We start from the raw sequence: 25,223 nt of genomic DNA, 5'->3' as shown, positions 1-25,223 counted from the left end.
AAAAATTTATAAATATTTTGAGTAATTATATACAAGTATATAAGGGATTTCCCAGAAATAAATTATTCCATCTTGTGGGGCGGGCATCTTGCCCGCCACATAAACTGGGCGGACAAGATGTCCACCCCACAATACATACTGGGATATTTTTTTATTTGGAAGTCCCTAAATATTTTAACAAGAAACATCTGGATTATATAAAGAATTAATGAAGGAAGGCATGACTGCTGGGCTATTTTCCGTAAATTTACTAATTTTTACAATTTGGTAGGATATGAGACGCGATTAATCGCGTCTCTACAGGATTTAAACGTCAATCGATGTGTCTTATCCGAATTTTATTGTCATGACGCTCGCAAGCACCTGTAGTAACAATACTGCTCGGTTAAGGATTTTCAACTCTTCATTTGGTTTGGGGAAAAGGTTTTTTCTTGCCCCTTTTCCCCTTAACCGACAAGTATTGCCTGTAGCAATACTTTTCTCAAGAATTTGTGTTGTGTGGTTATTTAGATTTATCTGCAATGGGAAGGAAAATTGCAAATTCTGTTCCCTCTCCTAAAACAGAATTGACCTCAATTTTACCCTCATGTTTTTCTTCAACAATTTGTCTAGCTATAGCGAGTCCTAAACCTGTACCTTTACCAACTCCTTTAGTAGTAAATAAATGGTCAAAGATATGCATTTTCACTTCTTCACTCATGCCTTTGCCATTATCAGCAATTGAGATTTTGACATTGTAATTATCAATAGCAGTCTTGACGATAATTATAGGATTACGCAACTTCATTTGCTCATAACTCTGACCGATAAATAATTCATCTAAAGCATCAATAGCATTTGCCAGAACATTCATAAATACCTGATTTAATTGTCCTGGAAAACAATCAATAGGTGCAAAATTAGCGTATTCGGTTTCTACAATAATTTCCGGGCGTTTTTCGTTAGCTTTGAGGCGATGTTTGAGAATTAAAATTGTACTATCCAGCCCTTGATTGATGTTAAATGGAACTTTATAATCTTTATCAGCACGGGAGAAAGTTCTTAAACTGGTGCTAATATTTTTCAAGCGATCGCAAGCTATGACCATCGAATCGATAATTTTTGGTAAGTCTTCTAAGCTATAATCCAAGTCGATTTCTTCAGCATGATCGAGAATTTCTGCTTCAGGTTCGGGTAGGGCTTGTTGATATAGCTTCAGGTGTTCGGTAATATCATCCAAAGTGGGTTTAACTTGTTTGAGGCTAGCTGAAATAAATCCTAGTGGATTGTTCATTTCATGGGCTACCCCAGCAACTAAGTTACCTAGTGCAGACATTTTTTCATTTTGTACCATTTGCAATTGAGCTTTTTGCAGTTCTTGCAAAGCCGTTTCTAGTTCCTGGGATTTTTGCTCAATCGCAGCTTCAGCTTGTTTGCGTTCTCTAAGATCTCGAATAATGGTAGCCAGATATTCGACTTCATCGGCAGCATTTTTATGAGCAATGATTACCTGAGATACAGGCACTTCATTACCTTGGGAGTCTAAAATGGCTGACTCACCACTCCAAGTCCCTCGGTTGATAGCAGTGGGAATAGCAACATTTTGCAGATATGCCATTACTGTAGGTGTAGTGACCCTAGCAATGTGAAATTCAGCTGCACTATCTTTCATCTGCCAAAATTTCTGTCCAGAAGGATTAACATAAAGACTATTACCATTAGCATCAGCAATACCTACAATATCTGGGGTAGCTTCCAAAATCCCTAACAGTCTCTGTTGTTGTTGTTCAGCAAGTTTGCGTTCATGAAGTGCTGTTTGCTGTTCGCTAATATCAATCACAATACCATCCCATACCATTTCGCCATCCTCCCTACGTTCTGGTTGAGAAGCTGCTTTTACCCACTTGATATTGCCATTGGGTGTAATAATCCGCCACTCGTGATGAAATGGGGTGAGATTTTTTGCTGATTCCATCGAGGCGCGAAAAGCCTCTGCGCGATCGTCGGGATGTTCAAAATCACGCAAGCTGTATTTTCCTGACATCAAATCTTCTGGGGCGACTTCGTACAGAGTTTGACATCCAGAACTGACATAGGAGATGGAAGATGAACCATCAGCTTGAATGCGAATCTGATAAATTAATCCTGGTATGTTATCAGCTAATTTTTGAAAGCGGTTTTCGCTAAGATTTAACTGTTCTAAGGATTTTTCTAATTTTTGGGCATATTTTTGCGAATCTTGATAAAGACGGGCATTTTCTAGAGAAATTGCCGCTTGGGTACAAAGAAAGTTGAGCAGCAAAATGCGATCGCTCGTAAACACGCCGCTAGTGGAGCGATTTTTTAAATATAAAATCCCAATTAAATGTCCTTGATTAAGAATTGGCAAGCACAGCAAACTTTTTGGTTGTCGCTGATTCAAATATTCATCAATTACAGGTAAATTGGTTTTGAGTTCGTCAATGACTACAACTTCTTGGGTATTTTTGACGTACTGGATCAGTTTGAGGGGGAAGTGAGGATTTCCTTCTAAGAGTTCAGTACAAAGTTCTGTGGTTTCTGGTGTAGCAACGGCTCGCACCTGCCATTTTCCATGACTATCAGGCAAAATTAAAGCACAGCGATCGCCCCCAGAATGTTGCAGAATCATCTGAGTAAGTTGATACATGAGTTCATCCAGTTGAATCGTACTGGACAAACTTTGAGAAGCTTGCAGGATGGCGGCAAAATCTAGAGCATTATTGATACTGCTGGATGAGTTGTTATTTTTTGTGGAGTTATGAATCGAGACATTCAGCGCAGTCATTGAAGCTAAGGTTTCTAGAGGATTGAGGCTTTGTACTGTTTGCTGCAGAATAGGGCGCAGTAAATTGGGATAGCGATTTTCTAAATCATCAGTTTTGGCTTTTGCACCCCAACGGGCATAGCAGTAGTAAGCTTCTTGCATATAACCTGCGGCTACCTTCTGTTTACCCCATTCCAGGTAAAATTTAGCTGCTAATTCATTGCTGAGTGCTTCTTCTTGCAAATAACCGTGAGTTTTTGCGCCATTAATGGCTAATTCATAATGCTCCATCGCAGCAGTAAATTGCCCCAAAATGCGATCGCGTTCTGCTGCTACTAATTCCCAACGATGTTGGTGATTGCATGGCGCATGAGTTGCCCAGTTTTGGAGTTTTGCTTGATGGTTATTGACTCGCTCAATAATTGCAGACTGCTGTTGTGGAGAAGCTTCAGCATAATTTGCCAGATGAACTAAGGCATCATAGAAGACTTGAACAACAACCATAAAATACCCAATGCCAGCATGACTGTACTGTTCTGCTAGGGCTGTTTGTACCAAAGCCGATTCGTATTTGCCAAACAAATAATAGAGAATGGTTTGATTTAGAGAAACATGAAATAACCCTGTTTGGTCATTCATCGCTTGCAAGTGGGTTAAGGCCTCGCTTTTGTTAAAGACTGTTCCCTGCAAATCATAGGCAACTTTTACCCTTCCCAGTAAGTTAATAATCACTTGCTGGTAACACTCATGATATTTTAACGTTGCATCTTGTTTAACTTGGCTGATGGCTTGCCGATAAGCCTCCATTTCCTCAGCTAAATCATTTAATCCTCGACCACTCCAATAACTGTACTGACCGTATGACACCAGGTTCAGCGCTACGCATTCCCAATCTCCGGTTTCTAAACCACTCTGGTAGCCTTCCAATAAAAATGGAATAGACTGACTCAAGGGTTCTTTCCAGTGGCGAATAAAACTGTTGACAATAAAGTAAGCTCTACTTTTGAATGCGGGAATTTGGTATTGCTCTAGTAACTTTAATGACACTTGCCCAAATTCATATCCCGCATCTAAATCTCCCATTACGCCACAAAGAATCAACCCGTAGTCAGCATAGGTAAAAATGGCAATCGATGAATTACCGCACTCTATAGACATCTCAACTTGCTTGAAGATGAGTAGTGGTAAAAGTAGAGGTGCAACAATGTGGGCTGATGGCACAAGTTTTGTGAGGATTTGCATGGCTGCTAGTTGCTGCAGATCGCTCATCACTGGCAAGTCTAGCAAACTCAAGGGTGCGCGCCCTTGCCAAAGTTGCCTTGTTTGCGCGGCTGCTGCACCAATATCTGCCATAGTTGGCTCTTGAGGAAATTCCACACCCAGTAATTTCAGCACCTGCAACCCAGTCTCAACTACTTGAAGAAATTTACCTTGAGAGCGGAATGCCGTCATTCTTGTTTCATGGACTTTGATGGTGTCCAAGAGAGAAGCAGCAGATTGCAACACAATGTCACCCCATGCTGCTAGCTTGTCAAAGTCTGTGTTCAGACAAGCGGCTTCCAAACGCTCATGATGCAAATTTAGGGTTAATTTGTAATGTACTGTCCAAGCAGTAGGGGGTAGTAAATCAATTCCTTGAGTGAAATATTTCACCGCCGCATCATAGGCGATCGCATTTTTGGCTTTACATCCTGCAATTAAATTCAGTCGGGCTAATTCCAGTTTTTTATCTGCCTGAGTAATCAACTCAATGCCTATATTTAGGTGGTTGACAATTTCAAAGATATTTGCATCTAGTTGGGTTTCTGGGGTGTTAGATAACAATAATTCCCCAATTGTCAGATGGGTTGCTTGTTTATCATCTTCAGCAATTAGTTTATATGCAGCTTGTTGGATGCGATCGTGCAAAAAGCGGTAAGTCAAATTAATAGATTGCTCTCCCAAAGTTGGTTCTGTAATTTCTGCTTGGAAGAATTTATAAATCTGACTCGTTGGCAGAATTAACCCTTCTTGTAGGGCTTTCCATAAAGCTGTAGCGGTATGAATTTGAGATTGCTGAGAAACAATTGCCAAAGTTGCTAAATCAAACGAGTTACCAATACAAGCGGCTAACTTCAACACATTTTGCGTTTCACTCGGCAATTTCTGCAATTGCTGCGCCATAAACTCTACAACATCATCAGTGAAAGATAGCGCTTTAATTTCAGCAATATCACATTCCCAATAACCTTGATGATGATTAAAGGTAATCTGTCCATCTTCGTGTAATGCTTTGAGAAACTGCGTAATAAAAAATGGATTACCTTTGGTTTTGCGATAGATTAATTCTGTCAGTGATTGCGCTTGCTGGATGGAACATTGCAACGTATCAGTAACCAACAAATTCGTATCACTTAAAGCTAGAGGTGCCAGGGTAATTATATTAATTGTTGTTCCCGTTTTTTGCAGATACTCTACTGTTAATATCAAAGGATGTGCTGAGGAAACTTCATTATCTCGATAAGCACCTAATAATAATAGATGTCCATTGTCTCCCATCACCAGTTTAATTAACTGTAGAGAAGCTAAATCTGCCCACTGTAAATCATCCAAAAATATCACTAATGGATGTTGTTTATTAGTGAAAACGCCAATAAACTTTTGAAACAATAAATTAAACCGATTCTGTACTGCATTTCCTGATAATTCTGGTGCAGGGGGTTGTTTGCCAATAATGATTTCTAGTTCTGGGATTACTTCAATGAGAACTTGTCCATGCTCTCCAACAGCATCCAAAAATTTCGCTTTCCATGTTTGTAGTTGCGTGTCCGATTCTGACAACAATTGCCCCATTAAATCGCGTAAAGCTTGCACAAAAGCTGATAAGGGAATATTGCGATTAAATTGGTCAAATTTACCTTTAATGAAATATCCCTGCTGACGGGTAATTGGCTTGTGGACTTCATTAACTACTGCAGTTTTACCAATACCTGAAAATCCTGCCACCAGCATCATTTCTGATGTACCATTAGCGACACGCTCAAAAGCTTGCAGCAAGGTAGAAACTTCTGTTTCTCGCCCATATAATTTTTCGGGAATCAGGAAGCGATCGCACACATCCCGTTGCCCAATTTCAAAATATCTAATTTCTCCTGTATCTTCGAGTTGTGCTAAACAAGTTTCTAAATCATGCTTTAATCCCAATGCACTTTGATATCTATCTTCAGCGTTTTTCGCCAACAACTTCATCACAATATCCGCCACTACTTGCGGAACTTCCTCTCTATTCACCGTTCCCTGTTCCCTGTTTCCTAATTTTTTAGGAATTGTTGCAATATGAGAATGCACTAATTTGATGGGATCGTCAGAGAGAAATGGTAATTCTCCGGTTAATAACTCATAAAATGTTACACCCAAAGAATAGAAATCACTGCGGTAATCTATCCCCCTATTCATTCTGCCTGTTTGCTCGGGAGAAATATAAGCGAGAGTTCCTTCTAAGACATTGGGATTTTGAATTTCTTGGGTTTCTTTAGGAAGTAATGAAGAGATACTAAAGTCGATAATTTGAATTTGTTTTGTTTCAGGATGAATGAGAATATTTGCGGGTTTTATATCTTTATGAATGACACGCTGATTGTGTAAATATCCAATAATATTGGCTAATTGAATACCAATAGCCAAAAATTCCTTTAAAGAGAGATTAACTGTTTTGATATATTCTCGTAAAGAAATCCCTCCTGTATCTTCCATCACCAAAATATAACCGTTATCGTAAGGTTCTAATGATAAAGGATGAATAATACCGGGAATCTGAAAATTTTTGCTGATAGTATATTGGTTACGAAATTGCAGCAATTCGTTAAAGCTGGGATATTGAGAGGCAAGAAGTTTAATTACCACTGGAAGTTGATCCTGCTCCCGGATAGCTCGATAGACTCTAGTTCTGGAGCCAATATAGAGTTGAGAGCCAATTTGATATCCTGGGATGATGGGTTTAAAGTTCTCAGCAGGCATTTCTACTTACCATGTAATGCAAATTGATTTTTGCTTCTCTAGGCTTTCGCAACAATTAGCTGATGACAAGCCTTACAGAGAGGGTTTAGACAAATTTAGTATTCCCATCAACTAGATATAGACTAACGAGAAAGGCTATTTAGTCTTTTACATTTTTTTATGAATGAGGAAAAAAACTAGTAAAATCACTTTACGCTATGAGTTAGAGAAAACCTTGTAACTTTGATTGTGCTAGACATTGCTCGTTCAGAAACATCAAAACCTCGCAGGCGCTTACCGAATCAGCGTTGGCAAATTTATCCCCAAAAGGACGAATTTGCTCAAAAGCTGTCTAATTACAACAATATCTCTCCAATTGTCAGCCAGCTTTTGATTAACCGGGGTATTGAAACCCTAGACGCAGCACAAGCCTTTTTAGAACCAGAATCGTTAATTTTACCTGCACCACTAGAAGAATTTCCCGATTTAGCGCTGAGTGTAGAGTTATTGCAAAATGCGATCGCCTCATCAGAAAAAATTGCTATTTGCGGTGATTATGATGCAGATGGGATGACTAGCACGGCTTTACTGTTGCGGAATCTCCGAGCTTTGGGTGCGAAAGTTGATTACGCTATCCCCAGCCGGATGCATGATGGTTATGGCATTAATAAACGAATTGTCGAAGAATTCCACAGCGAAGGTGTGGGGATAATTCTCACTGTTGATAATGGGATTTCCGCAGTTGAACCCATAGCTAGAGCCAGAGAACTAGGATTAAAGGTAATTGTCACCGACCATCACGACATTCCGCAACAATTACCACCAGCTAACGCCATTCTCAACCCCAAATTAATCGCTGAATCTTCACCCTATCGCGGTGTTGCGGGTGTAGGTGTCGCCTATATCTTGGCGGTATCTCTCGCACAACAGCTAGGCGAAACTAGAGGGTTAATCCAGCCGATGCTTGCACTATTTACCTTAGGAACGATCGCAGATTTAGCACCCTTAACCGGCGTAAACCGTCGCTGGGTAAAACGCGGTTTACAACTCCTACCCAAATCCCATTTACCTGGAATACAAGCCTTAATTCAAATGGCTGGAGTTCAAGCGAGGGAAGCAATTCAAAATTCAAAATTTAAAATTCAAAATTCAGAAGAAATTGATACCAATCCAAAATCCAAAATCCAAAATCCAAAATCGTTAAAGCCAGAGGACATTGGCTTTAAACTGGGGCCGAGAATTAATGCAATTGGTAGAATTGGCGATCCGCAGATTGTGATTGATTTGCTGACTACAGATGATATGGGGATAGCGCTGGAAAGAGCAATGCAGTGCGAATCTGTAAACCAACAGCGCCAGGAAATGTGCGAGCAAATTGAACAAGAAGCGATCGCTTACGTAGAAACTGAATTTATCACATCACTCCCCCAAGATAGAGTATTAGTTGTTGTGCAACCAAACTGGCATCATGGTGTCATTGGGATTGTCGCTTCTCGTTTGGTGGAACGCTACGGTGTGCCAGTATTTATTGGTACATACGAAGATGAAACCCATATTCGCGGTTCAGCTAGGGGAATTCCCGAATTTAACGTATTTGAAGCCTTACAAGCTTGTCATGACTTACTAGGTAAATTTGGCGGACATAAAGCCGCCGGCGGATTTTCTTTACCAGCGCCAAATTTAGCAAAACTGCGATCGCGTTTAATTGAGTTTGCAAATCAATGTCTGGAACCCCAGCACCTCAAACCACTGCTAAAAATTGATACCGAAGTCAATTTTAGTGAAATCAATCACCAGCTTTATCAACAGCTTAATACTCTGCATCCTTGCGGTATCGATAACCCTGATCCAGTGTTCTGGACTCCGAATGTGCAAGTAGTTGAGCAACAAATAGTCGGGAAAGGTCATATTAAACTCACACTAGCCCAAACTATCGAGCAGCAACAGTATAAAATTAAGGCGATCGCTTGGCGTTGGCGCGACTACTATCCCCTACCTTCGCGAGTGGATGTAGCTTATAAACTGCGAGAAAATCATTTTAATGGCAATACCGCTATTGAAATGGAACTAATAGGTGTGCGGCTAACAACGCAATCTCACCTGTTTTTCCGTTCCTCAACTCGTCCTTTAACAACCAGCTTTGAGTACAAACAGCGCCATTACACTTGTGGTATCTTTCAACAAAATTCCTTACCAGAATTAAGAATTAAAAATTCTGAAGGCAAAGTCTTAGTGATGCAACCAGGGCATACAATCGGTTTGCTAGGTAACAGTCGTGAAGATGCCAAAGAGGTTGATGTCTGTGAACCACAATATGACAACATCATCCAAGCTGCGCTTCAGGCTTTGTCAGTGCTGAGTTCCAAGTCCTGAGTCCTGAGTTTTTGGTTATTTTAAGTTAGAGTTGGGAATTCTACAATCTTCTACAACTCAAACTTTTTCACACAATACTCAGCACTTGTAACTCAGCAATCAGCAGTTTTACAGGTCGCCGTTGCGAAATGCTAAAACAAAAATTACAGCAGGCCCAGCAAGTACAATCAGCCCAACAAACAGTAGTTGAAAAATAACTTCCCAATTGATATTGGCTAGAGCATCAAACAATCCAAACATTGTTTCCTCCCAATTGTCTTAAAAAATTCAATAACTGCAATTGCAAAACCCGGTATCGATCATATCCGGCGAAGGAGCGCCAGATTTAATTTACTTAACAAAATTATAAAAAAAGAAATAAAAATGTAAGAGTGGGGGACTGGGGATTGGGGATTGGGGAGATGAGGGAGATGAGGGAGATGAGGGAGATGACAATACTGCTCGGTTAAGGATTTTCAAGTTGAAATTTGGTTTGGGGAAAAGGTGAAAGGGTAAGGGTTAAAGGTTTTTTCTTGCCCCTTTTCCCCTTCCCCTTTTACCCTTAACCGACAAGTATTGAGGGAGATGAGGGAGAAATACCAATTACCAATTACCCATTACCTCATGACAAATGACAAATAACAAAGGACAAATAACAAATCATGGCAACTTGGCAATGTATAAAACAATGTGGAGCCTGCTGTAATCTCGATCCAGCAGATCGTCCAGATATAGAAGAGTATCTTTCACCCGCAGAACTGGAACTTTATATGAGCATGGTAGGTGAAGGTGGATGGTGCGTTAATTTTGACCATATAACCCGAGAATGTCGGATTTACGCCAATCGTCCGCGCTTCTGTCGTGTGGAAGCAGAGATATTTCAAGATATGTATGGTATTGAACCAGAAGAGTTAAATGATTTTGCGATTGACTGCTGTCGTCAACAGATAGAAGGAGTATATGGCGATCGCAGCTTGGAACTCATTCGTTTCAATAAAGAAGTCGGTTTTTAGATGAAATTTGTAACTATGGCTAAACACTAGTTGCAATTTATTACAACAATCTGAGAAAATGAGAAGAATATGAAAACAATCTAGTAATCCAAATATACTGCCTGTGAAACTTGATTCTGCACCTCTAAGCCTTTCTGTCAGATCTCAGACTGAAAACCAGCCCGAACTAAAAGACAGTACCGATATTAACTTAACGACTGCAACCATTGAGCCACTTCAGCCTGTAGTAGCGGATAGCCCAAAAAAGCCAGAATCAGTATTAGTTATTTTTGGTACTACCTTTGTCACCATCTTTCTCGCTGAGATTGGTGATAAAACTCAGCTATCTACCTTATTAATGAGTGCAGAATCTCATGCACCTTGGTTAGTGTTTATGGGTTCTGCAGCTGCATTGATTACAACCAGCTTATTAGGCGTACTGTTAGGAGGCTGGATAGCCAAGCGACTCAGTCCCAAAACCGTAGAGACATCAGCAGGTGTGATGTTATTGCTAATTTCCATCATGCTCTTTTGGGATGTAATCATGGGTTAATAACCAACAGTTAACAGTCAACAGTTCCCTTATCTCAATTAATTATGGATTGGCATCTTTTAGGACTAAGCTTTATTACAGTTTTTTTATCAGAATTAGGTGATAAAAGTCAGTTAGCTGCGATCGCGCTTTCGGGACGCACTCAGTCTCGTCGCGCTGTCTTTTTTGCTACTGCGATCGCTCTAGTATTAACTAGCTTACTAGGAGCATTAGCCGGGGGAGCAGTGGCAGAATTTTTACCCACCCGTGTTTTAAAAGCGATCGCGGCTGTAGGATTTGCCATACTCGCAGCACGCTTGCTGTTATTTAACGATTCTGAATCAGCTTAATAGCTTTTGTTTTGTTGTCATTGGGTAATGGGTAATGGGTAATGTTGATTTCCCCTTGTCCTCTTCATCCCCCTGCTTCTTGATAGGGAGTCCCTTAAATACCTTCTCCTGAAGTAGTACCAAAGCGATAGCCTTTACCATAAACAGTGTGAATTAACTGACTTTCACCAGCTACTTCTATTTTGCGCCGTAGTAGCCGAATTAATGCGGCTATCACGTTACTACTTGGTTGTTCGTCATCTGGCCAAAGATGTTGCATAATCTGCCCATGAGTTAGCAATTGGCCGCTGTGTTCCATAAAATACTGCAGCAATTGGCTTTCTTTTTGGGAGAGTTCAATTACTCGTTCTTGACGGTAAGCTAATTGGTTGTCAACATCGAGTTCTAAATCAGCTACAACTAAGCGTCCTGTAGGGGTGTTGTAAGTCTCCACACCAGAACGACGCAACAAAGCACGGACTCTGGCTAAGAGTTCCCGCAATTCAAAGGGTTTAACTAAATAGTCATCTGCACCCGCATCTAAACCTGCAACACGGTCATCTAGAGTATCTTTAGCTGTGAGAAATAGTACAGGAGTGGTTTTACCTTGACGGCGTAATTCCTGACAAATTTCTAACCCCGTTTTTCCTGGTAGCATCCAATCTAAAATCAGTAAGTCATAATTGCTTGCTTGTGCTAATTGACTACCACTTGTTCCTTCATAAGCAGCATCTACGCTATAACCCTCACGGGTTAAGAGGCGGCTTAGGGGGTCAGTTAGTTCTGTTTCGTCATCAACTAATAAAATTCTCATGCTGCTTGTGGTGAGCATATCGAGATATTCTCAATAGTAATAAACTACCAAGACAAGGACACTTGCTGATGGGATTTTGCCAAAACTGCAAAGTGTCCGTATCTCAAGATATTAAGGACAATAATGCTGACTGTTGCGTTGCCAAAAGGGGAATTACTTAAAAATAGCATCCACCTACTGCAATCTGTAGGTTTGGATTTTAGCGCTTTTTTAGATTCAGGAAATCGCCAACTGCAAATTGTTGATGCTAGTGGACAAGCGAAAGGATTGCTAGTTAGGGGCCAGGATGTACCTGTTTATGTGGAATATGGTCAGGCACAAGTGGGTATTATTGGTTATGATGTGCTGCGAGAAAAGCAACCACAAGTTGCACAATTGGTAGATTTGCATTTTGGACATTGTCGGATGTCAGTAGCAGTCAAAGCATCCAGTCCTTATAAATCGCCTTTAGATTTACCCGCGCACGGTCGAGTGGCTTCTAAGTATGTCAATTGCGCGCGTGAATATTTTCAAAGTTTGGATTTACCAGTAGAAATCGTACCGTTGTATGGTTCCGTGGAGCTAGGGCCGATTACTGGAATGTCGGAAGCGATTGTAGATTTAGTTTCTACCGGAAGAACTTTGCGAGAAAACGGTTTAGTTGAGATTACAACTTTGTATGAAAGTACAGCCAGATTAATTGCCCATCCCTTAAGCTATCGCCTGAATACAGGTAATTTACATCAATTAGTAGAAAAACTGCGATCGCACATTCTCAGTACAGTCTAAGGGACTGTTGACTGTTGACTGTTGACTGTTGACTGTTGACTGTCAACGGTTAACAGCCCTCACAATAGATTGTGCAAATTAAAAGCCAAATAGCTTATCACGCTATTTTGGCAACAGCGCTCAGTTTTGGCTAAATTCACAAACTCAATATGATTTACACCAAGCTTTGGCAGAAAATCTAGAAGTTTACAATCAAATCCCGCAACTTCCCTTGAATGATGTAGCGTAAGGGACTGGGCATGGGGCATTGGGCATTGGGCATGGGTAACTAATTGCTCCTTGTCTCCCCTGCTTCCTCATCTCCCTCATCCCCAACCCCCCCACAGATGCATCTCGCGGGAGTTACTCAAATATCAAGATCCATAGGAGACTAGAGAAAGAAAAATACAACGTATATGCGGGTCTTGACGCAGCAAATGCTGCTAATAGTTAAGGAGGATTTATGCGTGCAGTGCTGATGGCAGGCGGTTCGGGAACGCGGCTTCGTCCGTTAACCTGCGATTTGCCCAAACCGATGGTACCGATTTTAAATCGGCCAATTGCTGAACATATCATCAATCTCCTCAAACGACATCAAGTCACAGAAGTGATTGCAACATTACATTATCTGCCTGATGTTCTGCGAGACTACTTTCAAGATGGTAGCGATTTTGGCGTGCAGATGACTTATGCTGTGGAAGAAGACCAACCTCTGGGAACGGCAGGCTGTGTAAAAAATATTGCCGAACTCCTAGATGAAACTTTTCTCGTAATTAGCGGCGATAGCATCACAGATTTTGATTTAACAGCAGCAATTGAATTTCATAAACAAAAAAAATCAAAAGCCACTCTGATTTTGACTCGTGTCCCCAACCCCATTGAATTTGGGGTGGTGATTACTGATGAAGATGGCAAGATTAATCGATTTTTAGAAAAACCCTCTACTAGTGAAATTTTCTCTGATACTGTCAACACTGGTACTTATATTCTGGAACCAGAAGTTTTGGAATATCTGCCAGATAACACAGAATCGGACTTTTCCAAAGATTTATTCCCCTTATTACTGGCAAAAAATGAGCCAATGTATGGCTACATTGCTCAAGGTTATTGGTGTGATGTCGGACATTTGGATGCCTATCGTGAAGCTCAGTATGATGCTTTGTATGGCAAGGTAAAACTTGACTTTGCTTATACAGAGATTTCTCAGGGTATTTGGAAGGGTCAAAATACTTATATTGATCCTTCTGCTACCATTGAAAGTCCTGCTGTCATTGGTGACAATTGCCGGATTGGTTCTAGGGTACAAATTGAGGCGGGAACTGTTATTGGCGATAATGTGACTATTGGCGCTGATGCGAATTTGAAGCGCCCGATTGTGTGGAATGGTGCGATTATTGGGGAAGAAGCACAACTTTCAGCTTGTGTAATTTCCCGTGGTACTCGTGTAGACCGCCGCGCTCATGTATTAGAAGCTTCTGTAGTCGGTTCGCTTTCTACGGTGGGTGAAGAAGCGCAAATTAGCCCGGGAGTGAGAGTTTGGCCGAGTAAAAAAATTGAATCTGGTGCTATTTTAAACATCAACTTGATTTGGGGAAATACTGCCCAAAGGAATTTATTTGGACAACGCGGCGTACAAGGGTTAGCTAATGTCGATATTACCCCAGAATTTGCGGTGAAGTTGGGAGCCGCTTATGGTTCCACATTGAAACCAGGTTCGCGGGTAACAGTTTCCCGCGATCAGCGAAATGTTTCGCGCATGGTAACGCGATCGCTCATTGCGGGTTTAATGTCAGTGGGGACTGATATTCAAAACCTTGATGCGACAGCTGTGCCTATAGCCCGGACAGTTATACCCACAATGTCGGTAGTAGGTGGGATTCATGTGCGGGTACACCCCGATCGCCCTGACTATATCCTGATTGAATTCATGGATAACAAGGGAATTAATATCTCCAAAGCCCAAGAAAAGAAAATTGAGGGGGCTTTCTTTAAAGAAGATATGCGGCGGGCGCAATTACACGAAATTGGTGATGTCGCCTATCCTAGCCAAGTTAATGACCTTTACTGCACGGCTTTTGAGAAACTGCTGCATGTCGCAACTCTCCGCAACAGTCGCGCCAAGGTAGTAATTGACTATGTTTATTCTGTGACTGGGGCAGTTTTACCCCAAATGTTAGATCAATTTGGTGCAGATGCCGTAGTTTTAAACGCTAGTCTGAATAAACATGCTATTTCCACAACCGAACGAGAAGCCTTGTTAACTCAGCTAGGCCATGTAGTTGAGGCTTTAAAGGCAAACTTTGGTGTTCAAGTCTCTGCTAATGGCGAACAGATGATTTTAGTAGATGAATCTGGGATACCAATTCGCGGGGAAATGTTAACCGCCTTAATGGTGGATATGATTTTAACTTCTAACCCTAGAGGAACGGTAGTTGTACCAGTTCATGCTTCTAGTGCGGTAGAACAAGTCGCCCGTCGCCACGATGGTAAAGTCATCCGCACTAAAGCCAACCCCACAGCTTTAATGGAAGCTTCGCAGAAATACCCCAATGTTGTATTAGCTGGGAGCGGGGATACAGGTTTTATCTTCCCACAACTGCATCCGGGATTTGATGCCATGTTCTGTATTGCCAAGCTAATTGAAATGCTAACAATTCAAGAGCGATCGCTTGCGACTGTCCGGGCTGAATTACCTCGTGTGATTCACAGAAAACATACTGTCCGCTGTCCTTGGAGTGCTAAAGGCGCACTGATGCGTTATTTAGTCGAAACTCACCCTGCCCAAAATTTAGAATTAATCGATGGAGTAAAAATCGGTCAGCCTCATGATGACAGTTGGCTGTTAGTTTTACCCGATGCTAGTGAACCAGTAGTACATTTGTTTGCTAACAGTAACGAACGCGATTGGGTAGATGAAAACTTAAGAAACTACCGCACCCGTGTACAAACCTTTGTGGAAAGGCAACAAGAACTACATCCTGCAGAAGTTCAATAAGTTCATGCCCAAAAGTCCACAGTCAACTATCCCAGCTTACAGCTATTTTCAGGTAAATGAACCACAATTTTATATCTCACGCAAAGGCGCAAAGGCGCAAAGTAACAAAGAAATACAGATATCAGCCTGTGGTCTAAATACATGAAAACTGCTGTAAGTTAACTGTGGACTTTTACGTTTCATCTCAACATTGATCAATTACCCAACACCTTCTAAAAAGGGGACTGAAGTTCCCAAATATAATCCTAAGTTATGGGCAATATCTCCTACGAAAAGTTAATGTAGTTTTTATTGCTCATAACTTCAGTTAATATGCTGAGTTATAATTTAGGGCGATCGCTCATCATCTAAGTCAATACCCATTGCGCGCAATCGTTCCGCCAGCCTTGCGGCTCGTGCTTCAGCTTGTTCGGCTCGTTGCTCTGCCTCTTGGGCCCTAGCTTCAGCATCTTGTGCCTGTTGAGCAATTTCTGTGTGAGTTAAAAACGGCTTGTTATCTGGGTAGAAAATTTGCAATTGTGGATTGGCTAGCTGAAAACGAATTTTCAACCTCGGACTAATCCACTGATCGATGGGGTCAATTACATCCAAAAAGCCTTCCGTTCGCAACCACCCACTCAACTCATTGCGATCGTGGTCGTACAAGTAGTATTCTTCTACACCAAAACGGTCATAAAACAGCAGCTTTCTGTTCATCTCTGCTTTGGTATTTCCTGGGGAGAGAATTTCAAAAACTACTTGTGGTGGAATATTATCTTCTAGCCACTGTTTATAAGAACCTCTGTCTCCCTTTGGTCTACCAACCACTACCATCGCGTCAGGAGCTTGACAAGTCTTATTATTCCCCTCAAGCGGATACCACAGTAAATCTCCAGCGATGAACACATTAGGATCATCAGCAAATAACCATTCCAGATTTTCTTTAATTGTGACAATCCAACGAAACTGCTTAGTGTTATCCGCCATCGGTTTACCATCGCTGTCGGGGTAAATCACCTCTGACTGAGAGGATGGCTGTAACTGAACCATAAGCTTTTACCCTTGAGGAAACAGACATTGCTGTACAAATACCCTAGCATGGCACTGGAGAACCGCCAAGCTATCAGGCGATCAGGCGATCGCACCAAGTAGGCAATAGGTGGGCAAAGGCAAAAGGTGAAAGGGGAAAGGAAAAATACCAAACCGTTCCTCCTTTTTCCGACTTGTGCCAGAAGTCTGATGTATTTAATCACCTGTTATCTCTAGGAATCCGATTTGATGGCTGAAAAATCTCAGTTACGGATGCGTTACGCTATCGCTAACGCATCCTACGTGAACTATTGAATATAAATCTCTTACTTATTACTGAATATAAATCTATCTTTTTGAGGAGGAATTAAATATTCTGAGAAAATAAGCTTTTTTAAGCACAAATAAGCGCTGAGAATTTTTACTATGTCAAAAGATATATTTGATTTACCTGCACCACCAATTAACTCTATCGTGGGGCATTTAGTCGAATTGGGGCAAGATCCATTAGCATTTCTCACTAGTTGTCGTGATTATGGTGACATTGTTCCTTTACGTTTAGGATTAACACCAACTTGTTTATTAACTAATCCTGAATATATTGAAGAAGTTCTCAAAAATCGCGAGAGTTTTATTAAAAGTCCGGGATTTCGGGTGTTAAAAACCCTCTTAGGTGAAGGTTTATTAACTGCGGAAGGCGAATCTTGGTTATGGCAACGTCGCCTAGCTCAACCTGTATTTCACCAAAGGCGAATTAATAACTATGGTGACATCATGGTGAAGTACACTGACCGAATGTTGCAAACCTGGCAAGATGGTGAAATTCATGACATCCATGCAGATATGATGCGCCTCACCCTGGCGATTGTGATGAAATGTATTTTTGATACTGATGTTGATGCTGGGGAAGCCAAAGTAGTTGCCAATGCTTTAGATGTGACAATGCACTGGTTTGAAAGCAAGCGAAAACAGAACTTCTTATCATGGGAATGGTTTCCCAGACCGGAAAATATTCGCTATCGTCATGCTGTAGCAGCAATGGATGAGGCTATCTATCAGTTAATTCGCGATCGCCGTAATAGTAGCGAAAAAAGCAATGATTTACTCTCGATGCTGATGGAAGCGCGAGACGAGGAAACTCAGCAGCAAATGGATGATAAGCTGCTGCGAGATGAAGTAGCCACTTTGATGCTCGCAGGTCATGAAACCACTGCTAACGCTTTATCTTGGACATGGATGCTCATTTCTCAACATCCCGAAGTACAAGAGAAACTCTCTGCAGAATTAAAAGCAGTCCTGCAAGGAAAATTAGTCACAACCGCAGATCTACCGCGCTTAACCTATACCCAACAAGTGATTAAAGAATCCATGCGGTTGTATCCTCCTGTAGCGCTACTAGGGAGAGAAGCATCGGAAGATACGACAATTGGTGATTACGAAATCCCCAAAGGCACAGTCATCATGATTAGTCAGTGGGTAATGCATCGCCATCCCAAATATTTTGATCGTGCTGAAGAGTTTCTACCAGAGCGCTGGACAGAAGAATTTGAAAAGCAATTAACTAAAGGCGTATATATTCCTTTTGGTGATGGGCCTCGGATTTGTATTGGTAAAGGCTTTGCAATGATGGAAGCAGCTTTATTATTAGCGACCATTGCCCAACGCTTCCAAATAGAAATAGAACCAGGATTCCCGATTGTACCCCAGCCTTCAATTACCCTGCGCCCTGAATATGGGATTAAAGTGCAGGTGAAGGGGACTGGGGATTAGGGATTAGGGATTGGGGAACTCGGGGCCCCCTCTGGGGATAAGGGGTAATGGGGACTGGGGACTGGGGATTAGGGATTGGGGACTGGGAGATGAGGGGGATGAGGGAGACAATACCAAATGACAAATGACAAATACCAAATGACAAATACCAAATGACAAATGACAAATGACAAATGACAAATGACAAATGACAAATGACAAATGACAAATGACAAATGACAAATGACAAATGACAAATGACAAATGACAAATGACAAATGACAAATGACAAATGACAAATGACAAATGACAAATGACAAATGACAAATGACAAATGACAAATGACAAATGACAAATGACAAATGACAAATGACAAATGACAAATGACAAATGACAAATGACAAATGACAAATGACAAATGACAAATGACAAATGACAAAATTAAGAGGCATTTACAGGCAGCTTGATGGTAAATTCTGTACCTTCTCCGAGAACAGAATCTACGCTGATTGTACCTTCATGTCGTTCTACGACGATTTGGCGGGCGATCGCTAATCCTAAACCTGTGCCTTTACCAACGGCTTTGGTAGTAAATAGGTGATCAAAGACTTTGGCTTTGACTTCTGGTGTCATTCCTGTACCGTTGTCTTTGATGCGAATGATCACATGGGGAGTAGATTCACTATCACTCTGGGGAATATATGCAGTTTTAATGGTGATTTGGTGAGAATGGGGGCGAAATTCACCTTGGGCGCGTTGCTGGTTAAATTCTTCTAAACTATCAATGGCATTTGCCAAAATGTTCATAAACACTTGGTTGAGTTGTCCGGGAAAACATTCGACTTCGGGTAAATTGCCGTAATTTGTGATTACTTCAATTGCAGTTCGGCTTTCGTTAGCTTTGAGGCGATGTTTGAGAATTAAAATTGTACTGTTGAGACCTTCGTGAAGATTAAAGGGAATTTTGTAATCTTTATCGGCGCGAGAAAAGTTTCGCAGGCTGATGCTTATATTGCGGATGCGATCGACACCAAGTTTCATGGAGTCAATGAGTTTGGGTAAGTCTTCACGTATATATTCCAAATCAATGGCTTCTATTTCATCGGTAATGACTGCACCAGGATCGGGAAATTGCTGCTGATACAAATCGAGTATTCCTAACACATCGTTAATGTAATCTCGCGCAGGTTGCAAGTTACCGACGATAAATCCCACCGGATTATTAATTTCATGAGCAACACCCGCTATCAGGTTTCCCAAGGCAGACATTTTCTCACTTTGCACCATTTGTAGTTGGGTTTGTTGCAAATCTTGCAAGGCTGTTTCTAATTCTTGGGCTTTTTGCTGTGCTTGGGCTTCAGCTCGTTTGCGTTCACGAAGTGCAGCTTGCTGGGCGCTAATATTAATCGCTGTGCCAATTAATTGATGGATTCTTCCGGTGCGATCGCGCAGGGGATTAAAGGTTGTCAGCCACCAAGTTATTTCGTTATCAAAGGTAAGACATTGCTCAACGGCGATGCTAGTTCCTGCTTTAATACAACTGATAAAATGTTGTCTCACTGCAGCGCCTTCTACCTCACCATGAATTTGTTCGGGAGTTTTGCCGATCACTTCCGCTGCTACTACACCTGCAATCCTGGCTGCGGCTGGGTTCCAACTTGCATAGAAAAATTCCTGTTCTGGTGTGACATTAATGACAAAAATCGGATGATCCACACCATCGTAGATACTGCGGAGAAATTGTTCTTGGGCGCGGATTTTTTCTTCAGCTAAATGGCGATCGCTAACATCGATCACAATCCCATCCCACATAATTGAGCCATCAGGTTGCTGCTGGGGTTGCGCCGCAGATTGAATCCATTTGATGATACCAGAAGGTGTGATAATCCGCCATTCATGTTGAAATGGCGTTAAATTTTGGGCAGAATGAGTTATTAATTCGGCAACCTGTGCCATATCGTCAGGATAATTCATTTTATACAGGTTTTCTTTACCTGACATCACATCCTCTGCTGACACCTCATAGATTTCGTAGCAGCCAGAACTGACATAGGGCGTAGATGTAGAACCATCAGCTGCTAAATGAAACTGGTAAATCATCCCCGGGATGTTATTTGCAAGGTTCTGGAAGCGGGTATCACTTGCTTTGAGTTCATCGAGGAATTGCTCTAACTGCTGGCTGTAAAGTTGAGCTTGTTGATAAAGGTGGGCATTTTCTAAGGAAATCGCCGCTTGAGTACAAAGTAAATTTAGGAGTTCCACGCGATCGCTAGTAAAGGCGGCTGTGGCTTCTTTATTTTCTAAATATAAAATCCCTAAAAGTTTACCCTGATACATAATTGGCGTACATAATATGCTCTTGGGCTGGTAACGGAAAATATAGGGATCGGCTGTTAATAAAGGATGAGTGATGGCATCAATTAATACTGCAGCTGTCAAGGTTCTTTTGACAGTATTAATCAAGCCCACGGGTACTTCTTGACTGTTTTCTAGGGGAAGTGATTGCAGGACTGCTGATTGTTGTCCCAATGCAATTGTGGCTTCAATAGTGAGCTTGCCATGTTTTTGTAGTAATAAAACACATTTATCTGCCCCAGCATTTTCTAATACTACTTGCAATAATGTAGAGAGCAATTTGTTCAGATGAATTTCACTTGCTAACATCTGAAAAGATTTCAAGACAGTGGCTAAATCTAAGGCAGCAGATACGCTATTGCTACTATATTTTGTATGATGACTGTCATTTGAATAAGATACCATTTCTGCTAATGGAATCGTGACATCAGATGAAAAATTGATGCTGTCTGGTTGCAAAATGGGAATCAGAAAATGCGGATAGTTTTGTTCCAGTTGTTTAACTTTGGCAGTTGCACCCCAACGCGCATAACCATAGTAAGCGCTTAATAAATATTCTTGAACAATGTTATTTTTCCCCCATGCTAAATAGAATTTAGCAGCAAGTTCGTTGGCTAGGGCTTCTTCGTGGGGATAATTATTGACTTTGGCTGTGGAAATTGCCAAATCATATAATTCAATAGCTGCAGCTTTGTTATGTAAAACGCGCTGGCGTTCTGCTTCCACTAAATAAAATTTATGCAGATGATTTCCTGGGGATGAATTAGCCCATTTCTGCATTTTTTCTTGGTTGCTTTTGACTCGCTGTTCAATGCGTTGTTTTTCTGCTGCAGAAACTTGCGGATAAATTGCTAGATGTGCCAGGGAATCGTAGGTATAGAAGCTAGGAACGATAAACAATCCGGTAGCTGCACCCAAGTAATTTTCTGTAGCGATCGCAGCGTTTACTGCTGACTGAAACTCCTCAGATAAATAATACAGAAAAAGTTTTTGGTAATGGAAATAGCACAGGGCTGTTTGATCACCTCCCTGTTCCAGAATTGGTAACATTTGAGCTTCATGAAAAGCATCGCCCTCAAATCGCCAAACTTCAGTATTATCTCCTAATAAATTGACAATGCTTTGCTGAAAAATTGCAATTTGATTGACTAGTGCTGCTTGCTGGAGCTGAGTTAACTGGGTACAAAAAGCAGTAGCATCTCGGTTGATATCGTTCAACTCTTGACCTGCTAGCCAAGAATGCATAATGTAAATAATGCCGCAAATACTAGTCCAGACTAAATCGCCAGTTTCTAAACCACTTTGGTAGCCTGCTTTTAGTAATGGTAAGCTGTTGATTACAGGTTCTTGCCAATGTAATGTACCCAGACAAACTTCTCCATAGGTTCTAGCTGTTTGTTCTTTGATATGGGAGTTTTCGAGTAATTTCAGTGCTAGTTTGCCAAATTGATAGCCCGAGTCAATATCTCCTTGGACTCCACATAATAACTGCCCATAACAGCCATAGCTGTAAGGAGAAAATGGCGTATTACCGTAGGTAATTGATAAGTTAACTTGCTCTAAAATAATTAACGGAAATAATTGCGGCACTGCAATATAAGTAGAAGAAGAAACCGCCGCCATGATTTTGATGGCAGCTAATTTTTCTGGTTCTGTCATTTGGGGCAGATTGACTAAATCTAATGGTTGTCTACCTGCTAAAATTTTTTTTGTTTGATGCAGTGCTTGTGCAATATCTAATTCACTAGGTTGTTCTGGAAAATTGATGCCCAAAAGTCCAAGAATTTTCAGGGAAATTTTTACTGCTGCTAAGGGTTGGTTCTGGGCTTGTAGTACTTGAATTTGAATTTCATAGGCTTTGATTTTATCTAATAAACTGTTAGCACTTGCTAAAATTACATCTGCCAAATTAGTCATTTGCTCTAAGTTACTACTTAGATACGCGGCTTCGGTAGCTGCTGTATACAGTGCTAAAGTTAATTCATACTGGGTTTGCCATTGATTTTTGGGCAATAAGTTAATCCCTGTAGTGAAATATTCTAAAGCTACTGTATGGGCAGTGGCGGTTCTCGCTTTTTTGCCAGCTTTTAAGTTAAGTTGAGCTAGTTGGGTATAGTGAATATCTTGACCAATCCAATTTTTACCAATATTAAATTGGTTAACAATCTCAAATAATTTTTCCTCTTGTTCTGCAACAGAAGTTTTATTTAGTAGTAGTTTACCAATGTGGAAGTGAGTCAGTTGTTTTTGTGGTTCGGGAATTAGAGAATAAGCTGCTTGCTGGACGCGATCGTGCAAAAATTTGTAATGGGCTAATGGATTACCGCTCATGGGTAATGGACATGTTGCATTTTGACAATCGCAGTCTTGAAAAAATTTATAAACTTCATTAGTAGGTAAAATTAACCCTGCTTGCAGTGCTTGCCATAAATCTGCGGCTGTTTCTGATTCAGATTTTTCATAAACAATTGCCAAGGTGGATAAATCAAAATCATTACCAATACAAGCAGCCAGTTTTAAAACTGTTTGGGTAGCTGCGGGTAATTTCTGAATCTGCTGTGCCATAAATTCAACAACATCATCAGTCAAGGCTGATTCTCTAATTTCGGCGATATTACCTTGCCAGCAACCAGTATTAATATTAAAGTTAATCAATTTATCTACATATAATGCTTTGAGAAATTGTTTAACAAAAAAAGGATTTCCTTTGGTTTTTTGGTAAACTAACTCTGCTAGATGTGCGGCAATTCCATCAGGACAACTGAGGGTATCAGCAATCAAATGATTTAAATCGCATAATTGCAAAGGTGACAAGGTAATAGTGTTAACAATTGCCGGAGAGTTGTGAATCTCATCTAAAACCAACATCAGTGGATGAGCAGTTGAGACTTCGTTATTGCGGTAAGCACCAATTAATAGCAAATAACCTGTTTCTGCTTCACCTATTAACAAGCGCATGAGTCTAAGCGATGCTGAGTCTGCCCATTGCAAATCATCTAAGAAAATTCCTAAGGGATGTTTGGGAGTAGTAAAAACTCTAATAAACTTTTGAAACAATAAATTAAAGCGAACTTGGGCTGCATCGAAAGAAAGTTCTACTGATGGAGGTTGCTTGCCAATAATTTTTTCTAATTCTGGAATCACCTCAATAATTACCTGTGCATTATCTCCTAATGCCGCCAAAATTTTAGTTTGCCATTGCTCTAATTGGCTATCTGTTTCTGTCAGTAATTGTGCCATTAAATCGCGTAATGCTTGCACAAATGCCGAAAAGGGAATATTCCGTTGGAACTGATCAAATTTACCTTTAATGAAATAACCCCTTTGCCGTAAAATCGGCTTGTGGACTTCATTGACGATCGCAGTTTTGCCAATACCCGAAAAACCTGCGACTAACATCAGTTCGCTTCTGGCATTGGTTTTGTGGGCTACCCGCTCAAATGCATCTAGCAACTGCTGAACTTCGGTTTCCCTACCATAGAGTTTTTCTGGGATGAGAAAGCGATCGCATACATCCCGGTTACCAATGATAAAATCTACAACCTTACCTGTTTTCTGCAGTTGTTCTAAGCAATTTTCTAAATCAAATTTCAACCCTAAAGCACTCTGATAGCGGTCTTCAGGGTTTTTCGCCATCAGCTTACTCACAATATCGTAAAGTACCTGCGGTCTTTCTTCCCTTTCCCCGTTCCCCAATACCGCAGGTATTTTCGCAATATGACAGTGAATCAACTCCATTGGATCATCAGACTGAAACGGAAGTTCACCTGTCAGGAGTTCAAATAAAGTAATCCCCAAAGAATAGAAATCACTGCGATAGTCAATCCGGCGATTCATCCGCCCAGTTTGCTCTGGAGAAATATAATTGAGGGTTCCTTCTAAAACATTGGGGTTTTTAATTTCCTGAGTTTCTCTTGGTAGCAACGAAGCAATACTAAAATCAATCAGCTTTACTTCTTTAGAGGAAGGATTGATCAAAATATTGTCAGGTTTGAGGTCTTTGTGAATAACTCGATGCTGATGTAAATTATGTAAAATCTCAACGATTTGTAGTGCGATCGCTAAATATTCACTTACTTCTAGTGGCTGTTTTTTGGTATAAGCTCGTAACGGAATGCCACCAAAATCTTCCATCACTAATATATAGCTATTGCGATATGCTTCCAGACTGTAGTGGCGTACTACACCAGGGAAGTCCAGATTTTTGGCGATTGTATATTGATTGCGAAATTGCAACAGTTCGTGAAAACTTGGGTAACTAGATTTGAGATATTTGATGATTACAGGTTGCTGATTGTTAACTCGAATACCTCGATAGACAATTGTCCTGGAACTAAAGTGCAGTTGCTCTACCACTCGATATCCTAAAATTCTGCATTCTAAATCCAGCCCTGCAATCATGCGTATTTACCTCATCTGCAAAGTTGTAATTTTTGATAGCTTTGATAACCTCAGTATTCCCATGAGCTAGCTTTTTCTAACTAGCATGAACCGCGTAAACTCATCATGCATAAAAATGACAATACAGGGTAGGGGCTAATACCACTAAATGAAATGCAAAAGTATTGAATTTCAAGCTTTTACACTGTTTTAAATTTTAGTTTTATTTCT

General features: G+C 40.8%; 12 protein-coding genes. 7 read left to right on the top strand and 5 right to left on the bottom strand.

The features are described 5' to 3' along the window. Nucleotides 1–502 precede the first annotated feature (502 nt). On the bottom strand, nucleotides 503–6,760 hold the full coding sequence (locus HGR01_RS03525; protein ID WP_045872048.1) for an ATP-binding sensor histidine kinase: 6,258 nt from the start codon (nucleotides 6,758–6,760) through the stop codon (nucleotides 503–505). A 228-nt stretch (nucleotides 6,761–6,988) separates the two neighbouring features. On the opposite strand from HGR01_RS03525, the gene HGR01_RS03520 reads away from it, so the two are divergent. Then, nucleotides 6,989–9,112, top strand: a complete 2,124-nt coding sequence (locus HGR01_RS03520; RefSeq protein WP_045872047.1) for a single-stranded-DNA-specific exonuclease RecJ — start codon at nucleotides 6,989–6,991, stop codon at nucleotides 9,110–9,112. 108 nt (nucleotides 9,113–9,220) lie between these two features. On the opposite strand, the gene psb30 is transcribed toward HGR01_RS03520, so the two are convergent. Beyond that, nucleotides 9,221–9,343: a photosystem II reaction center protein Ycf12/Psb30 gene (gene psb30 / locus HGR01_RS03515; protein WP_045872146.1), complete on the bottom strand. Its 123-nt coding sequence runs from the start codon at nucleotides 9,341–9,343 to the stop codon at nucleotides 9,221–9,223. A 410-nt stretch (nucleotides 9,344–9,753) separates the two neighbouring features. Between psb30 and HGR01_RS03510 the strand changes: the two genes are divergently transcribed. The 3 genes from HGR01_RS03510 (at nucleotide 9,754) to HGR01_RS03500 (ending at nucleotide 10,965) form a co-directional block, all read left to right on the top strand. Next, the gene (locus HGR01_RS03510; protein WP_045872046.1) at nucleotides 9,754–10,104 is read left to right on the top strand and encodes a YkgJ family cysteine cluster protein; all 351 of its coding nucleotides are present in this window, start codon (nucleotides 9,754–9,756) and stop codon (nucleotides 10,102–10,104) included. A gap of 103 nt (nucleotides 10,105–10,207) precedes the next feature. Beyond that, nucleotides 10,208–10,636: a TMEM165/GDT1 family protein gene (locus HGR01_RS03505; protein WP_045872045.1), complete on the top strand. Its 429-nt coding sequence runs from the start codon at nucleotides 10,208–10,210 to the stop codon at nucleotides 10,634–10,636. A 44-nt stretch (nucleotides 10,637–10,680) separates the two neighbouring features. Beyond that, nucleotides 10,681–10,965 (top strand): TMEM165/GDT1 family protein, encoded by a 285-nt coding sequence (locus HGR01_RS03500; RefSeq protein ID WP_045872044.1) that lies wholly within the window; start codon nucleotides 10,681–10,683, stop codon nucleotides 10,963–10,965. Nucleotides 10,966–11,059: 94 nt separating this feature from the next. On the opposite strand, the gene rppA is transcribed toward HGR01_RS03500, so the two are convergent. Then, nucleotides 11,060–11,758 carry a two-component system response regulator RppA gene (gene rppA / locus HGR01_RS03495; protein ID WP_045872043.1) on the bottom strand — a complete coding sequence of 233 codons (699 nt, stop codon included), beginning with the start codon at nucleotides 11,756–11,758 and terminating at the stop codon, nucleotides 11,060–11,062. Nucleotides 11,759–11,881: 123 nt separating this feature from the next. Here rppA and hisG point away from each other — a divergent pair, with 123 nt between their 5' ends. Then, the gene (hisG, locus tag HGR01_RS03490; RefSeq protein ID WP_045872042.1) at nucleotides 11,882–12,526 is read left to right on the top strand and encodes an ATP phosphoribosyltransferase; all 645 of its coding nucleotides are present in this window, start codon (nucleotides 11,882–11,884) and stop codon (nucleotides 12,524–12,526) included. A gap of 442 nt (nucleotides 12,527–12,968) precedes the next feature. Further along, nucleotides 12,969–15,500 (top strand): mannose-1-phosphate guanyltransferase, encoded by a 2,532-nt coding sequence (locus HGR01_RS03485; RefSeq protein ID WP_045872041.1) that lies wholly within the window; start codon nucleotides 12,969–12,971, stop codon nucleotides 15,498–15,500. A 327-nt stretch (nucleotides 15,501–15,827) separates the two neighbouring features. On the opposite strand, the gene HGR01_RS03480 is transcribed toward HGR01_RS03485, so the two are convergent. Further along, nucleotides 15,828–16,529, bottom strand: coding sequence for a Uma2 family endonuclease (locus HGR01_RS03480; protein ID WP_045872040.1), 702 nt, complete (start codon nucleotides 16,527–16,529; stop codon nucleotides 15,828–15,830). 405 nt (nucleotides 16,530–16,934) lie between these two features. Here HGR01_RS03480 and HGR01_RS03475 point away from each other — a divergent pair, with 405 nt between their 5' ends. After that, the gene (locus HGR01_RS03475; protein WP_045872039.1) at nucleotides 16,935–18,278 is read left to right on the top strand and encodes a cytochrome P450; all 1,344 of its coding nucleotides are present in this window, start codon (nucleotides 16,935–16,937) and stop codon (nucleotides 18,276–18,278) included. 420 nt (nucleotides 18,279–18,698) lie between these two features. Here HGR01_RS03475 and HGR01_RS03470 read toward each other — a convergent pair whose 3' ends face one another. Further along, nucleotides 18,699–25,013 carry an AAA family ATPase gene (locus tag HGR01_RS03470; protein WP_045872038.1) on the bottom strand — a complete coding sequence of 2,105 codons (6,315 nt, stop codon included), beginning with the start codon at nucleotides 25,011–25,013 and terminating at the stop codon, nucleotides 18,699–18,701. Between the last annotated feature and the right edge of the window lie 210 nt (nucleotides 25,014–25,223).

The sequence above is a fragment of the Tolypothrix sp. PCC 7712 genome, from assembly GCF_025860405.1.
Lineage (GTDB): Bacteria > Cyanobacteriota > Cyanobacteriia > Cyanobacteriales > Nostocaceae > Aulosira > Aulosira diplosiphon.
This window is presented reverse-complemented; position numbering and strand designations above follow the sequence as displayed.

Coding starts and splice junctions, on each gene's coding strand:
- HGR01_RS03525 (WP_045872048.1), bottom strand. CDS start 6,760: ATGCCTGCTGAGAACTTTAAACCCATCATCCCAGGATATCAAATTGGC.
- HGR01_RS03510 (WP_045872046.1), top strand. CDS start 9,754: ATGGCAACTTGGCAATGTATAAAACAATGTGGAGCCTGCTGTAATCTC.
- HGR01_RS03500 (WP_045872044.1), top strand. CDS start 10,681: ATGGATTGGCATCTTTTAGGACTAAGCTTTATTACAGTTTTTTTATCA.
- rppA (WP_045872043.1), bottom strand. CDS start 11,758: ATGAGAATTTTATTAGTTGATGACGAAACAGAACTAACTGACCCCCTA.
- hisG (WP_045872042.1), top strand. CDS start 11,882: ATGCTGACTGTTGCGTTGCCAAAAGGGGAATTACTTAAAAATAGCATC.
- HGR01_RS03485 (WP_045872041.1), top strand. CDS start 12,969: ATGCGTGCAGTGCTGATGGCAGGCGGTTCGGGAACGCGGCTTCGTCCG.
- HGR01_RS03480 (WP_045872040.1), bottom strand. CDS start 16,529: ATGGTTCAGTTACAGCCATCCTCTCAGTCAGAGGTGATTTACCCCGAC.
- HGR01_RS03475 (WP_045872039.1), top strand. CDS start 16,935: ATGTCAAAAGATATATTTGATTTACCTGCACCACCAATTAACTCTATC.
- HGR01_RS03470 (WP_045872038.1), bottom strand. CDS start 25,013: ATGATTGCAGGGCTGGATTTAGAATGCAGAATTTTAGGATATCGAGTG.